This window comes from Eubacterium ramulus ATCC 29099 (assembly GCF_000469345.1).
Lineage (GTDB): Bacteria > Bacillota > Clostridia > Lachnospirales > Lachnospiraceae > Eubacterium_I > Eubacterium_I ramulus.
Genome location: NZ_KI271175.1, coordinates 53478 through 69028, shown reverse-complemented (window position 1 = coordinate 69028; position 15551 = coordinate 53478). Strand labels below are relative to the sequence as shown.

12 protein-coding genes and 1 riboswitch are annotated in these 15551 nt (G+C 44.4%); of the genes, 9 read left to right on the top strand and 3 right to left on the bottom strand.

The features are described from left to right. Positions 1-3522 (top strand): bacterial Ig-like domain-containing protein (locus HMPREF0373_RS13345; RefSeq protein ID WP_021740284.1); only part of this gene is annotated, 3522 nt, incomplete at its 5' end. 277 nt (positions 3523-3799) lie between these two features. Here HMPREF0373_RS13345 and HMPREF0373_RS13340 read toward each other — a convergent pair. Then, a complete protein-coding gene (locus HMPREF0373_RS13340) occupies positions 3800-4633 on the bottom strand; it encodes a hypothetical protein (protein WP_021740283.1) in 834 nt (277 codons plus the stop codon). Beyond that, positions 4620-5753, bottom strand: coding sequence for an AAA family ATPase (locus HMPREF0373_RS13335; RefSeq protein ID WP_044964474.1), 1134 nt, complete (start codon positions 5751-5753; stop codon positions 4620-4622). The genes HMPREF0373_RS13340 and HMPREF0373_RS13335 overlap by 14 nt, the downstream gene beginning before the upstream one ends. Positions 5754-6013: 260 nt before the next feature. Here HMPREF0373_RS13335 and HMPREF0373_RS13330 point away from each other — a divergent pair, with 260 nt between their 5' ends. The 3 genes from HMPREF0373_RS13330 (at position 6014) to HMPREF0373_RS16130 (ending at position 8118) form a co-directional block, all read left to right on the top strand. After that, on the top strand, positions 6014-7135 hold the full coding sequence (locus tag HMPREF0373_RS13330; protein ID WP_021740281.1) for a stage V sporulation protein AD: 1122 nt from the start codon (positions 6014-6016) through the stop codon (positions 7133-7135). Between the two features lie 38 nt (positions 7136-7173). Continuing rightward, positions 7174-7530 carry a stage V sporulation protein AE gene (spoVAE, locus tag HMPREF0373_RS13325; protein ID WP_021740280.1) on the top strand — a complete coding sequence of 119 codons (357 nt, stop codon included), beginning with the start codon at positions 7174-7176 and terminating at the stop codon, positions 7528-7530. A 198-nt stretch (positions 7531-7728) separates the two neighbouring features. Next, positions 7729-8118 carry a hypothetical protein gene (locus HMPREF0373_RS16130; protein WP_049946846.1) on the top strand — a complete coding sequence of 130 codons (390 nt, stop codon included), beginning with the start codon at positions 7729-7731 and terminating at the stop codon, positions 8116-8118. 128 nt (positions 8119-8246) lie between these two features. Here HMPREF0373_RS16130 and guaB read toward each other — a convergent pair whose 3' ends face one another. Then, positions 8247-9704 (bottom strand): IMP dehydrogenase, encoded by a 1458-nt coding sequence (guaB, locus tag HMPREF0373_RS13315; RefSeq protein WP_021740277.1) that lies wholly within the window; start codon positions 9702-9704, stop codon positions 8247-8249. Between the two features lie 329 nt (positions 9705-10033). Between guaB and hisA the strand changes: the two genes are divergently transcribed. From hisA to HMPREF0373_RS17065, 5 genes are all read left to right on the top strand, one after another. Next, positions 10034-10819 (top strand): phosphoribosylformimino-5-aminoimidazole carboxamide ribotide isomerase, encoded by a 786-nt coding sequence (gene hisA / locus HMPREF0373_RS13310; protein WP_021740276.1) that lies wholly within the window; start codon positions 10034-10036, stop codon positions 10817-10819. 160 nt (positions 10820-10979) lie between these two features. After that, positions 10980-12305 carry a type I glutamate--ammonia ligase gene (gene glnA / locus HMPREF0373_RS13305; RefSeq protein WP_242831216.1) on the top strand — a complete coding sequence of 442 codons (1326 nt, stop codon included), beginning with the start codon at positions 10980-10982 and terminating at the stop codon, positions 12303-12305. 19 nt (positions 12306-12324) lie between these two features. Then, complete coding sequence (locus HMPREF0373_RS13300) at positions 12325-12873, top strand: ANTAR domain-containing response regulator (protein ID WP_021740274.1); 549 nt, start codon at positions 12325-12327, stop codon at positions 12871-12873. 86 nt (positions 12874-12959) lie between these two features. Continuing rightward, positions 12960-13820: a diaminopimelate epimerase gene (gene dapF / locus HMPREF0373_RS13295; protein ID WP_044964471.1), complete on the top strand. Its 861-nt coding sequence runs from the start codon at positions 12960-12962 to the stop codon at positions 13818-13820. A gap of 132 nt (positions 13821-13952) precedes the next feature. After that, positions 13953-14130, top strand: a riboswitch (cobalamin riboswitch). 270 nt (positions 14131-14400) lie between these two features. Further along, a partial coding sequence (locus HMPREF0373_RS17065; RefSeq protein WP_021740271.1) for a cadherin-like beta sandwich domain-containing protein occupies positions 14401-15551 on the top strand: 1151 nt, incomplete at its 3' end.

Sequence of the window (15551 nt, the reverse complement as noted above, 5' to 3'; positions counted from 1 at the left end):
GGCAGAAGCCTGGGCGGCGGAGCATTCACCTTCCCGGACAGTCAGACAAGTGCCATGGACGGACATACCATCCGTGCCTACCTGCGTCTGGCGGAAGTATCCGTGACAAATGAATTTGACGGACAGAAAGCGAATGCAAATGATTTTTCCGTACAGCTGACCAATGAGGTAAGCACAGCGACCATAGGCGATTCTTATGAAAATGCTGGTGGATATGCCGTATATCCGGCACTGCTGAGTGCAAGTGATACGATTTCTTACTATCTGGCAGTGACACCATCGGATGCGTATGTGAAAGCGCACAATGTCATGGCGGCAAAAACGCAGGGTGTGGCAGTTGCAAAAGATCCTTCGGTACTGTCTCTGAACACAGAATTCAAGGCAGGCGCGCTGACCATCAATGCACCGGCGGATGCCGATGTCGCAATCTGTGAGCAGATGACAGGCGGACAGATTGCAGAGTACAAAGCAGACAGCGCCGCAGCACAGGAAGACGGAACCGTAGATTACATCTTCCATGTGGCAATGACCGATGCAATGTTCTACCGTGTCAGCGGAGCATCCTATGTCACATACAACGGAACAACCGTGGATGGATCTGACGAAAGGATCGTAGTCAGCGCAGATATGCTGAATCCGTCCGGTAATACAAAGACAACCCTTGACCGCAACACAGCTTCCAACGGTGGTGCAAACCTGGCAGATTTGTATCTGAATGTCAACGCGCAGGGATACCTGAAACTGGAGGAAGAAGGAAGTACCTTCAAACTGAATCCAAAACGTAACTGGTGGGGCAGCAATGTCACATGGGTACTGGGAAGAGATTACCGTCTTATCGAGCCAGATTTCCATTATCAGGTTGTCGGACTGGATGGCAAGACAAGCAGCGATGTGGTTACCGTAGGAAATGATGGAACCGTAAAAGCAGTAGGAAACGGAACAGCTATCGTACTTGTTACCTATGAATCCATGACGCTGAACTATCACGATGATGTAAAATATTCCTACGACAGTTATGATCCGAACGGATTCTACGGTGCCATCTGGCCGGAGAATACAGGCGTATTCGTTGTTTCCGTAGGTTCCGGTGACAGTGGAATTACTACAGGCATGACACTGAACAAGGATCTGAATAAAGGCAAGAGCAGCAAACAGGCAGGTGATGCACTGGATGCGGAACTGGATCCGATTTATTTTATTGGAGAGAAAGGTACTTATACCTTTACACCGGAGACCGAAGGGGTAACAGTATCTGTAGCAAATCCGAGCCTTGCAAATAACACACTGAGCTTCAGTGGATTCAAGGCACTGACCGCAGAGGAAGACGGCAGTTACAACATACCTCTGAAAAACGGACGTAACATTGTAAAACTGGAAAAAGACGGCAAATCCGAGTACCAGGTTATCACCGCAAAGCAGGTAACCGTAAAAGTAAACGGACAGGATTTGGATGAGGCAGTAGTGGCACCGGGCGAGAAAGTATCCGTTAAATTTGATACGCTGTTCAATCCGGTAACCCGTATGAAACTGTATAATACAGATGCGGCAGCGATCTACAATGAGATTAGTGGTCTGGAAGGAAAGAAAGCCGGTAGTCAGCGTGGCCCGTTCGGTTATTACTTCTTCGGTTCCACAGAAGCAAAGCAGACCGTTGAACACTTTGCAAAAGAAAGCGTAGACGGTTCCGAGTACAGTAACTCAACCGTTGAGATAGAAGGTGCCCTGACAGTTCCGGAAGATTATTCCGCAGAGAAATTCGTACTTTCCAAAGGTACCTTCAACGTAGCGGGATTCGGTGGCGATTACGGTGCACACCGTGCCATGATCAAGACCTGGGGAGACCTGGCACCGAACACCAAAGCGTACATGGGACAGCTTCCGGATATCTCTATTTCGGTAGGAACACTGGAGAGTATTAACGTAACCGCACAGCCGACGAAAACTTCCTACTATGTAGGCGAGAAATTTGATGCGACCGGCATGAAAGTAACCGCAACCTATAAAGGAAGCGAAGGAAACTTTACAAAAGAAATCAGCAATTACAGTTTTGCGAAAGAAGCATTTGCAACATCCGGAAAACAGAATGTGACCATCAGTTACACACTGGGTGGCGTAACAAAGACGGCGGATGTATCCGTAGATGTCAAAGACGTAGTTCTGGAGAAACTGGAAGTCGTTACACCGCCTGCAAAGACAACATATCGCATCGGTGAGAAATTCGATACCACAGGTATGGTAGTGACAGCTTCCTACAACGACGGAAGTGTACGTGAGATCACAGATTATAAAGTGACACCGGACACCATCGCAGCAGACACGGATCATGTACTGGTTACTTACGGTGGCAAAGCAGCTTCTGTAGCAGTTACGGTAAACAAGGTGGCTTCTATCGCGGTAACAAAAGCGCCGAACAAGACAGAGTATGAGGAAGGCGATCTGTTCAACCCGACTGGTATGGTAGTAACTGTTACTTATCAGGATGGCAGCACAGAAGAAACCACGGCGTACCGTTATGCACCGAAGAGCAGACTGACCAAAGAAGATAAAGCCGTTACCATCACCTATACCGGAAAAGATGCAGTGGCAGATATTGCAGACGCAAAACTTGCCATTTCCGTAAAAGACAAACAAGTGGAGACAGCAGCTCATATTACGGCATATGTATCTTACAGTGATAAGGGTATTTTTGTATCCGGTTCAGAAGGAACGTTACTGTGGAATGCACCGGTCACTGTATACGACAGAGACGGCGATGGACAGTACACTATGAGTGATGTATTCCGCGCATTACATGAGGAATACTATTACGGTGGTGCAGATGGCTATGCAGATACCGACGGTGGATGGGTAACCCGTTTCTGGGGTGTCAACACAGGTATGGTATCTTATGTGCTGAACCATGCATGGGTATACGGTACACAGACCGTAGTAAATGATGGCGATCAGCTGGGACTCTTTGTATATGCAAATACGATGGAATATTCCGATCTGTACACATGGTTTGATGAAACAACATACAAAACCGATGTCAACGCAGAGCACAGCTTTACCGTAAACGGTCTCAGCGTTATGAACAGCGGTCCGGACAGCCCGGTTACAGCAGCTCCGGCTAATGCAACCGTTACTGTTTATGATGAAAATGGAAACGTAGCAGAAGCACTTGGAACTAAGACAGATGAGCACGGACAGTTCAAAGTAACCTTCCCGAAAGACGGTAAATACACCATCGAAGTAAGCGGAACCTGTACTTATACCTGCTCCGGATACGGTGGAAGCGGTATGAATACATACAAAGATGCAACCGTAGTACCGACCCGCTGCACCGTACTGGTAGGAACAGCCCGCGGCACACTGGGAGACATCAACGGTGACGGAGTCATTGATTTGACGGATGCAGCTCAGCTTCTGGATAAAGTGACAGCCGGTGAGAAAGTCGATACTTACCTTGGCGACATCAATGGTGACGGAACCGTAGATCTGATGGACGTTGCAGATCTGATGGATCGTATTACAGAAGCATAAGAAATAAGTACAGATACTGTTTGAACGCAGAATAAGCAATCCCCCTCTTCAAGTGCGTAGAGCACTAAGCGGTGGGTAAGGGGGATGCTTATGTCAGTGGGAGTTAAAAGCTCCCACTGACAGGTCGCAAAGCGACTGCGTTCATGAGCAAGTAGCGAAAGCGGATTGCGAATGTCCGCTTTACAAAGGCAGTAAGCTGAAAAAAAGAGAACTTCTGATTTTATGAAAGTAAGATCAGAAGTTCTTTTTTTGGGCAAAAATAGGAGTTTTAAAGTTTTTACTCTATTTCGGTAATAACACCTAATTCAAGCAGTGCCATACCAACAAGAGAAAGTAACGAAAACACATCATCTGCCTTGTATTTTTGTTGTTGATAATCATATACATCCAATAATGTTTGTGCCAGATTATCCAGATCATAAGACGAAATACCAAATGTTTCCAAGCCATTATCCATTTCATTTATAGAATGAATCAAACGTTTTTCTGCTTCTTCTGTGTCCTCTGAAAAGACGAAATCAACGGTTTTTAAATGTATATCCGTTTTATCTGCATCATTTTCTGAACATAGTTCATTTGTAAGTGCGACTTTTGCTTCCTGTCCAAGTTTGAATGCCATTTTAACGGTGTCGTCTTTCATACAGGATAAAAGATAACTTTCTATCGCCGGATAACTCAATAATAGCTGTCCCTGATCTCCGTTATCAGTACCATAAGGATCTGTATATTTTTTGACATATTTTCCTCTTAATTCATTCCGTTTATAGCTAAGTACATCTCTGTCATACAGATAAAAAATCGGACAGTCTTCAGGTTTGATATGAAATTCTTCCCGCAATCTGCAAAACAGTTCATCCATCGCATCTTCTGTTAACTGCGTCAACTGATTTTTTGGAAGATTCAACGCAAATACACGAAATTGCGGATGTTGTCCATGGGCGATAAATTCTTCGCTTCCCCGCCTTAATTCCTGGACTTCATATCCAAGGATGTCTGCAAATATCTTTTTTAATAATCGTAATTCTGTTCCGCCCGTTTCAGGTCGTCCACCCTCAACAACAAAAATCACGTTACCAATATTTTTCATCTTATCAATTTTATATTTCTTCATATGTCGGTAAACCCTCAAACATACCTCCCAGATACATCTTCTCCAGATTTTGTGCTTCTCTGGGCTTGAATTTTGAAACTCGTGTCACCTTACTTCCAGATATATTCTGGAAAGTAACCAAATCAATCTGATCTGGACGAAATACTGAATTTGAAACCAGATTTGTATCATGTGAAGTAATAAAAATCTGCGAATCTTTTGCATTTTCCATAAAGAATCGAATAATTTTTTCTGCTAATTTATTGTGAAGACTATTTCCAAATTCATCAATAATCAGCATTCCGGTATGTTCTATTACCCTGATCAAATTCGGGAGTAAATCGGCAAACACCTGATTTCCCTGTGATTCAAGAGCAAGAACGTTTGGAACAGGATAACTTTTCCTTTTTAGAAAAACTGCCTTTTTCCCAGAACCAAGGGAAACTTTCAATCCTGCACCTTCACTTTCAGAACCATATTCCACAAAGAAATCATAATTGAATGAATCAAGATATTTATTGATCTTTTCAACACCATATTCTTCTGCATATTTGGTTATTGTCTTTCCTGTTCTCACATCCCAATTATATTCATCCACAATATAAGAATTTTGTAAAAAATCCATGAGTTTTCTTAATGTAGGTTCCTGTGGAAAACGTCCTGTATTGAATGATGCAGTTCTCAGAAATAAAGTTTCACTGTCAATCTGATCGTCTATTGTAACCTTATGACCGATTCGTAATTCCCCTGTGCTACCCGCTCTTTTTAGTACCGTAATATCATCTATTTTCAAATTTTCCGAAATACTATTTGTCTGAATGTTATATTCTGTCATGTATTCGACTTTTTTGTTATCAAATACAAATTCATACTCTGCTGTAATAATAGGATTATTGGAAAAAAGGCAACGATAATTTTGGAAAGCCGCTCCCTCTCCTTTTATCATTTTCACAATGAAAGAAAGCCCTTTTAGGGCATTTGATTTTCCTGATGCATTTGGGCCAATAAATAATGCACCTTTTAGGAATTCATTTTCATATACATTTGTTTTGCCAAGAATTGAATATTTAGATGCGGTAAAATCTATTTCTGTTCTTTCTTTGAATGAAAGAAAATTTGTAAGATACATTTTTGTCAGCATAGCATTTTCCTCCTTGTTATCCATTTTAAACACGATTTTTATATACGTCAATATTTTGTGCAAATATTTTGCTCTTATTCTGTAATTATTTTACACTTTGTAAAATCTGGCAGTTACTGATAAATATAAAACTTTGCACTTGCGCAAGTTCGTATGTATTTTAAAAACTCAACAATAACTGGCGAAAAATGAATACTTTAGCATGAACTGCAAATACTTTTCCGGAAAACAGGAAAATCTGAAAAAGGAGATGAGGGAATATGGCACAACAGATGGGACGACAGAGCCTGCAGTTTGAAAACCCACCCTGGATCATCAGTAGTGGCTGTATCGCAGGCACAAAAGAAGGTGAAGGACCCATCGGTCATGAGATCGATCTGATCGGTGAAGATGACAACTTTGGCTGTGATATCTGGGAAGAGGCGGAGAGTACCCTGCAGAAAGAAGCATTGACGCTGGCACTGGGAAAAGCCGGTCTGAGGGCAGATGAGCTGCGGTATCTGTTCGCCGGAGATCTGCTGGGGCAGTCTATGGCGACATCCTTTGGATTGCAGCCTTTTGAAATACCGTTGTTTGGCCTGTACGGAGCATGTTCAACCGCCGGGGAAGCACTGGCACTGGCGGCAATGACAGTGGCGGCAGGCTATGCAGATGTAGTGGGCGCCGTCACTTCCAGTCATTTTGCCAGCGCTGAGAAACAGTTTCGCTTTCCCCTGGAGTATGCCAATCAAAGGCCCTTATGTACTACCTGGACGGTTACGGGAGCCGGAGCCTTTTTACTTGGCAGAGAATCCGGTAAAAAGCAGAACTACTCAGACAACAGAAAAAGAACTGATGCAGGAAGTCCGATGATAAAAAGAGCGGAACAGAAAATCGCAGATGATACAGAACAAAAGGTTTGTGGTGTTCGCATCACCGGCATCACTACTGGGAAAATCGTAGATTACGGTGTGCGGGATTCCATGAATATGGGAGCCGCTATGGCTCCGGCGGCAGCGGACTGTATTCAGGCGCATCTGAAAGATTTTTCCAGAAGTCCATCTTGGTATGACAAAATCATTACCGGGGATCTGGGGGCTGTCGGCAGAGAAATCTTACTGGATCTGTTGGCACAGAAAAAGATCGACATTGGAAGCTTTCATACAGATTGCGGACTGGAAATCTTTGACAATGAAGTCCAGGGCACAGGGAGCGGCGGCAGTGGCTGTGGCTGTGCGGCAGTCACCATGTGTGCGCATTTTCTGCCGATGCTGCGCCGGGGCGAACTGAAGCGGATCCTGTTCGTGCCGACAGGGGCACTGTTGTCCAAAATCAGTTTCAATGAGGGGGAAAACATTCCGGGCATCGCACATGCAGTTGTGCTGGAAGCCGCTGAGAACTGAAGCCAAAATCATAAGAATGTGATAGGAGGAAGGCTGCTATGGATTATGTGAATGCATTTTGGGTGGGCGGAGCCATCTGTGCGTTGGTGCAGATACTACTGGATAAGACGAAACTGCTTCCGGGGCGGGTGATGGTATTGCTGGTGTGTTCCGGTGCTGTGCTCGGGGCGGTCGGAATCTATGAACCGTTTACCAAATTTGCTGGTGCGGGAGCGACTGTGCCGCTGCTTGGATTTGGAAATACGCTGTGGAAAGGAATGAAGACGGCCATTGACGAGAGCGGATTTCTCGGCCTGTTTACCGGCGGATTCACCGCCTGTGCGGCAGGTGTGTCGGCGGCATTGATCTTTGGCTATCTGGCATCATTGATCTTCCATTCAAAAATGCGAAAGTAATAAAACATGTAAATCAAAGCGACTGCGTTCATGAGCAAGTAGTGAAAGCGGATTGCAAATGTCCGCTTTACACGGAATAGAAGAGGCAAAAGCACTTCTGCAAAATTCGAACAAGGGAAAAAAACAGATTATGAATAAAAAGAAAAAAATGTCGCATAGTAAGAATATAAAACTGATGTGAAAAGGAGAATTACCGATATGAACAAATTGAAACAGATCGCATTTATTCTTGTGCTGGCACTGAGTCTGACCACCTTTGCTGCATGTGGAAAAAATAATAAGGATATGAACAATGGGACAAACAATCATTCTGTTACAGAGAACGGCACCGATAAAAACGGAGCCAACGGCAATAACATCGTGGATGATAATGCCACAACGGATAGTAACGGAACCGTAAATGACAGATCTGATACAAACGGGATCGATTATGAAACAACCGGTGAAAATATGAGAGATGCGGCAGAGAATGCGAAAGACGCAGTGGAAGACACCGGAGAAGCCATCAAGAACGGTGTAACCGGAGATACTGATGTCAAGAGAGATCATGTGGATGACACGACCGGAAATACGGCAGGAATGGAGTAGTACAAAATAAAATTATGGAACGTAGATAAGGAGAAGAACTCAGATTAGTGATGCAGGGCGTCTTAGCCCCAGGCACTCATCTGAGTTCTTCTCCTTTTTAATTAACTATTTAACTAGCTATCAATTTTTTACTCGTCGATACTGTAGTTTGGAGCCTCTTTTGTGATATGGATATCATGTGGGTGGCTCTCTTTCAGTGATGCAGCGGAAATCTTCACAAAGTTGCTGGTTTCGATCAAATCTTTGATGGTAGGAGCACCGCAGTAACCCATACCTGCACGGATACCGCCGATGAGCTGGAAGATAATATCCTCTACGCTGCCTTTATAAGCAACACGGCCTTCCACACCTTCCGGAACAAGTTTCTTTGCATTCTGCTGGAAGTAACGGTCTTTACTTCCGTTTTCCATAGCTGCAAGAGATCCCATACCACGGTACACTTTGTATTTACGTCCCTGATATAATTCAAAAGCACCCGGAGCTTCGTCACATCCTGCAAACATGGAACCCATCATACATACGCTGGCACCTGCAGCCAGAGCTTTTGTCATATCTCCGGAGTATTTGATACCACCATCTGCGATGATCGGAATATTGTATTCTTTTGCTACTTCATAGCAGTCCATAACAGCTGTGATCTGCGGAACACCGATACCTGCAACGACACGTGTAGTACAGATAGAACCAGGTCCGATACCTACTTTGACTGCGTCAGCACCTGCTTCGATCAGTGCTTTGGTAGCTGCACCGGTTGCAACATTACCTGCGATAATCTGCAGATCCGGATATTTCTCTTTGATCTGGCGTACTGCTTTGATGATATTTGCGGAATGTCCGTGTGCGGAGTCTACGACGATGACATCTACGTGTGCATTTACCAGAGCATCGATACGTTCCATCATGTTTGCTGTGATACCTACACCGGCACCGCAGAGCAGACGTCCCTGTTCATCTTTTGCAGAAAGCGGATATTTGATCTGTTTCTCAATATCTTTGATTGTGATCAGACCTTTTAATTTGAAGTCTTTGTCAACAATTGGAAGTTTTTCTTTTCTGGCTTTTGCAAGAATTGCTTTTGCTTCGTCCAGAGTAATACCTTCCGGAGCGGTGATCAGCCCTTCACTGGTCATGCTCTCGCTGATTTTCTTAGTGAAATCGGTCTCGAATTTGAGATCACGGTTTGTGATGATACCGATCAGAGTACCATCTTCTTTTACGATTGGTACACCGGAGATGCGGAATTTTGCCATAAGGTCATCTGCATCCTGAAGTGTGTGATCTGCGGAAAGGGAGAATGGATCTGTGATAACCCCATTTTCGGAACGTTTTACTTTGTCTACTTCGTCAGCCTGTGCTTCGATAGACATGTTTTTGTGAATGATACCGATACCGCCCTGTCTTGCCATTGCGATAGCCATGCGATGTTCGGTAACTGTATCCATGCTGGCGCTCATCATCGGAATGTTTAATGTGATTTTGTTGGTTAATTTGGTTGTAAGATCAACCATGTTCGGAGTAACTTCGGAGTACGCCGGAACGAGCAGTACGTCATCAAATGTAATACCTTCGCCAATAATTTTTGCCATTTCTTATCCTCCCTCTTATGCTTTTGTGAGCAAAAAAAGAAAAACACTGCTGTTTTTCTGATTTCTTTAAAATAAATAGATTAATTTGAAGATATTATAGTAATTAAAAATTATTATGTCAATGATTTTTACCGAAAGGTTTCTTTTTTTTACAGTTTGTGATATTTTATCTGTATACTTTGCAAAATATTAGAAAAAAGCCACAAAGCAGACATAAGTTCAGGTAATAAGATTAATAACCTGATGTAAAAAGGTGGTTATCAACTTGGATTGCGAAGAAAAAGTATGAGAAGTATAAGTAAAAACTGTGAAAGAAAAAGGAGCGTTGTATGGAATTTCGTCCTTGTATTGACATTCATAATGGAAAGGTAAAACAGATTGTAGGCGGAACATTAAAGGATCAGAATGATCAGGCAGCAGAGAATTTTGTGTCGGAGCAGGATGCACCGTTTTATGCACAACTGTATAAGACGCATGGCATCAGTGGCGGACATATTATTCTGTTGAATGCACGGGATTCTTCTTATTATGAAGCGACAAAGCTGCAGGCTCTGGCGGCACTGCAGGTGTATCCCGGCGGATTGCAGGTGGGCGGCGGTATTACAGCAGAGAATGCCCATGAGTTTCTGATGGCAGGTGCGAGCCATGTGATCGTGACATCTTACGTGTTCCGTGACGGAAAAGTGGATTATGGCCGACTGGAAAAACTGGTGCAGGCAGTTGGAAAAGAGCATCTTGTGCTGGATCTGAGCTGTCGAAAAAAAGACGGTGCTTATTATATCGTGACAGACCGCTGGCAGAAATTTACCGACGAGTGTGTGACAGAGGAACTGCTGGACCGGCTGCAAGGCTATGCAGATGAATTCCTGATCCATGCAGTGGATGTGGAAGGAAAGGCTTCCGGCATTGAGTGTGGTCTGGTAGAATTGCTGGGGAACTGGAACAAGATACCGGTGACTTATGCCGGCGGTATCGGAAGTTTTGAGAACTTAAAGGAACTGTCAGAGTATGGAAAGCATCATTTGAATTATACCATCGGAAGTGCACTGGATCTGTTCGGCGGCAGTATGAAGTTTGAAGATGTGCTGGCGTTTGGAAAAAAATTTGAAATCTGAGAAGAAATCAGTATAATAAACCTGATTAACAAATAAATCATACTATAACAGTAGAAATACAGCTTGCAGAAAGTTCGCAAAGCGACTGCGTTCATGAGCAAGTAGCGAAAGCGGATTGTGAGTGTCCGTTTTAATGCAAAAATGAATGGGAGGAAATGCCATGTATACAAAAAGTGATATTATGCAGATGGTGGAAGAGGAAGATGTGGAATTTATCCGTCTTCAGTTCACGGATATTTTCGGCAATATGAAAAATGTTGCCATCACCAGCAGTCAGCTGGAAAAAGCGCTGGATAACCGTTGTATGTTTGACGGTTCTTCAATTGAAGGATTTGTAGGGATCGAGGAATCCGATATGTATCTGCATCCGGATCTGGATTCTTTTACGATTTTTCCGTGGAGACCGCAGCAGGGCAAAGTAGCACGTATCATTTGTGATATTTACCGCCCGGACGGTACTCCGTTTGAGGGTGATCCGCGTTATATCCTGCGCCGTGTCGTAAAAGAGGCAGAGGATATGGGCTATGTCTTTAATGTGGGACCGGAGTGTGAATTTTTCCTGTTTAATACGGATGATAACGGATGCCCGACTACGGAGACTACCGAAAAGGCCGGCTATTTTGAGATGGGACCAAATGATCATGGCGAAAATGCAAGACGTGACATGGTGCTGACACTGGAGGATATGGGATTTGAGATCGAGGCTTCCCATCATGAAGCATCACCGGGGCAGCATGAGATTGATTTTCGTTATGAACCGGCGCTGCATGCGGCAGACAATATTATGACCTTTAAGCTGGCAGTGAAGACGATTGCAAAACGCCACGGCATGCATGCCACATTTATGCCGAAGCCAAAGAGTGGTGTCAGTGGTTCCGGTATGCATATCAATATGTCATTGCGCAAAGACGGCAGAAATATTTTTGCAGATGAAACGGACAAATTTGGCCTGAGCCAGGATGCGTATTATTTTATCGGCGGTCTGATGAAACATGTGTACAGCATGACTGCTATTACAAATCCGCTGGTAAATTCTTACAAACGACTGGTGTCCGGATTTGAGGCACCGCTTCATATTACATGGTCCGTGACAAACAGAAGTCCGCTGATCCGTATTCCATCATCCTTTGGCAGCGGCACACGAATCGAACTGAGAAGTCCGGACAGCGCAGCCAATCCGTATCTGACCATTGCATTGTGCCTGGCAGCCGGACTGGATGGCATTAAGAACAAAATCACACCGCCGGAAAATATACAGAAAAATATTTTCCATATGACAGAGGAAGAGAAAGAGCAGCTGCATATCAAATCCCTGCCAACGAACCTGTACGATGCGGTATGCGCTATGGAAAAGGATGCTTTTATCCGTGAAGTCCTGGGTGAGCATATCAGCAACGTATATATCGGCTCCAAAAAGGACGAATGGAATCGTTACTGCAGAGCTGTAACGGAATGGGAAGTGGACACATATCTCGACAAATTTTAAAAAGGTGGATGGTTGAGTTTTGACAAGGATAATTGTTGCATTCCCGAAAGCGGAAAACGGGAAAAATATAAAAAATGTACTCGTCAGAAACGGCTATCAGGTGGTCTGTGTCTGTACCAACGGTGCACAGGTCATTCAGGAAGCAAACGGTCTGCAGGACGGACTTGTGCTTTGCACTTATAAATTGTCAGATATGATTTATCAGGAACTGGCGGAATGTCTGCCGCCGGGGTTTGAGATGATCGTTATTTCCACAAAGGATCAGTGGAACGAGAACGGTACGCCGGGTATCGTCGGTCTGTCTGTGCCGTTGAAAATCCATGAATTGCTGTCCACGGTGGAAATGGTATCTTACAATCTGGAACGGAAACGCCGGAAGCGGCGGAATGCTCCGCGGAAGCGTACAAAAGAAGAGCAGGAGCTGGTGGATCGTGCAAAGGCCATTTTGATGGAGCGAAATCAGATGACGGAGGAAGAGGCCCATCGTTATCTGCAGAAGACGAGTATGGACAATGGAACCAGTTTTACCGAGACGGCACAGATGATCCTCGGTATGCTGGATTCGTAACTTGTCTGAAGTTGTAAAAAAGAGAAATTGCACAAATGTGCAGTGTCATACATATAATATCCAGACAGGATATGTGGAGTGTACACATGAAATTTGTGAAAATGCATGGTCTGGGAAATGATTTTATCATTCTTGATGATACGGATCACAGACAGAAAAACGGCAGAGAGGGCTTTGAAACAGAGAAGCATTGCTGTGAGGAAAGTGAGCTGTCACCGGAGCTGGTAAGGCATTTCTGTGACAGGCACCGCGGTATCGGAGCCGATGGTGTTATCCGTGTGTGCAATGCGGAACATCCGCAGGCAGATTTTCGGATGAAACTGTACAATGCGGATGGAAGCCCGGCAAAAATGTGCGGCAATGGCATCCGCTGTCTGGGAAAATATGTGTATGATCATGGAAAAACAGAAAAAGTGAATCTGCTGATCGAGACGGATGCAGGATTGTACCGTCTGCAGCTGATAAAAAAGGAAGATACGGACAGGATATGCTCGGTCCGGGTGGATATGGGAACCCCGGAATTTGTGCCGGAGCACATATCTGCCCGTTTTTTGTTGTTTCGGCCGGTGTGTGTATCCATGGGAAATCCGCACTGTGTACTGTTTGTGGAAAGCAGGGAAGCAATGCTGCAGTTCCCGTTAAAACAGGAAGGAACCGTTATTGGAAATGAGGAGATATTTCCGGAAGGGGTGAATGTGGAAGTTGTCTGGGTACAGGATGCAGGGCATCTGTGGATGCGGGTCTGGGAACGGGGCTGCGGTGAAACCTTTGCTTGTGGAACCGGAGCCTGCGCAGCGGTGGCAGCTGCCATGCGGCAGAAAAAATGCGGTGCATCCGTGCTGGTAAGAATGACCGGGGGAGAGCTTCTGGTACAATATGACAGACGTCATGGGCACCTTTATCTGACAGGACCGGCAGAGGAAATCTGCCATGGGAAGTTTGGATAGATTGCGTTTTAAATTGTGAAAAAATACCAAAGATAACTTTTAAAAGTTCAGATAAATCGTTTTTTTGCTGAAAAATAGTGGCAAATCCATTGACAGAATATGGTGCATAGGATATGATAAAAAACAGAAAAGAATACAGGAATATGCAGTTGTGAAATAGATATTTTTCTGGAAGTCCGGTTAGATTCCGGCACGGCTTATCCCCGCTGTAATGAGAACGGACACTGTCAGATCCACTGGAAAACTGGGAAGGGACAGCAAGTAGGTATGAACTCTGAGTCAGAATACAGTCAATTGCATATAGATACTACACATATCCGATGGCATAAACGGATGTTTATTTTTTTTCAAAAAATCAGGAAAAATGGGGTGAAAATCCGGATTTTCTATACAAAAAAATGTATCGCAGAGATCGTGAATTAGCATAACATTTTTTCTGAAAAGCTGTGAACGGATGGGGTATACCTGGCTTTTTAAATATGATACGGAAGGGAGACCGGTTTAAAAGGCAACAGGCAAATTGCGTGCATAATCCAATCATGGACAGAAGCACGCTGCAATAAGGAGGAGGAACGTAGATATGAGAAAACGATGGCTTGCGCTCTTACTGAGCTGTGCTGTTGCGGTAAACACTTGTGTAGTACCCGCTGCAGCCACCACAGTAAGTGATGCGGCGATTGCGACACAGCAGACCGTTTCGGCAGAAGATGCTGAAACACAACAGATTGATTCAGATGAAAATACAAAAGCACAGGGAGGACAGAATGCTGATCTGTATACTTCCGATGTTGCTTCCACAGAAGCAGATACGACGGCTGTATCAGAGACACATAATTTTCTGAGTGGTGTCCTGGTGTCCGGTATTTCCGGCGAAAAAGCTTTTGAAAACGGCGAGGTAACTATTCCGGCAGATACAAGTGCAACGTATCTGTCCATGAAGCCGGTGCTGAATTCAGAAGCTTCCAAAGATCCGTCCATGAAATATACATTCAAGTATATCGATCTGGATGGAAAAGAGTTTACAAAAGAAGATACGGCACGTAACGTATATGTGCGATTTGACCAGGCCTTCCTGGGAGTGAGCGGAAAAGGAAATGATCTGAGTCTCACAGTAACCAAGGGAGATGTGACTGAAACGTATGTTATCCATGTAGTGCGATCTGCAAAACTATCCGGTCTGTCCATGACAGATCATAACGGAAATGCAGTTTCCATCAGTCCGTCTTTTTCTTCCAAAAAGACTGCTTATACAGCACAGGTACTGGACAATGTATCAAATGTAACGATCAAAGCAATCGATCCGGTAGAGTTACAGAATCCGGAGGAATCCGAGATTCTGTTCAACGGAACAGCATCCGCAGACGGTACATATAAGCTGGATGTGGCAGACGGTGAGAACGTCGTTACGATCAAACCAAACAATGGCGCAGCAAGCGCAGACGAATATACACTGACGATCACAAAAGCAGCATCCGCTACTCTTGATGTGAATGTAGAGCCGGCAAACGCACAGGTGTGTCTGTATACTGACAAGGGTGAGCGTATTTATCAGGATAATGGTAAATACTATCTCGCTCCGAATACAGAGTATACATGGACTGCATCCTGTGAAGGATATGTGGGAAAAACAGATAAGATCACTCTGACAGAAGCATCCACACTGGATATCACACTGGACAAAGCCGCTGAAGGTGAAAAACTTCCACAGCTGAAAGCAGAGTATCCGGGATT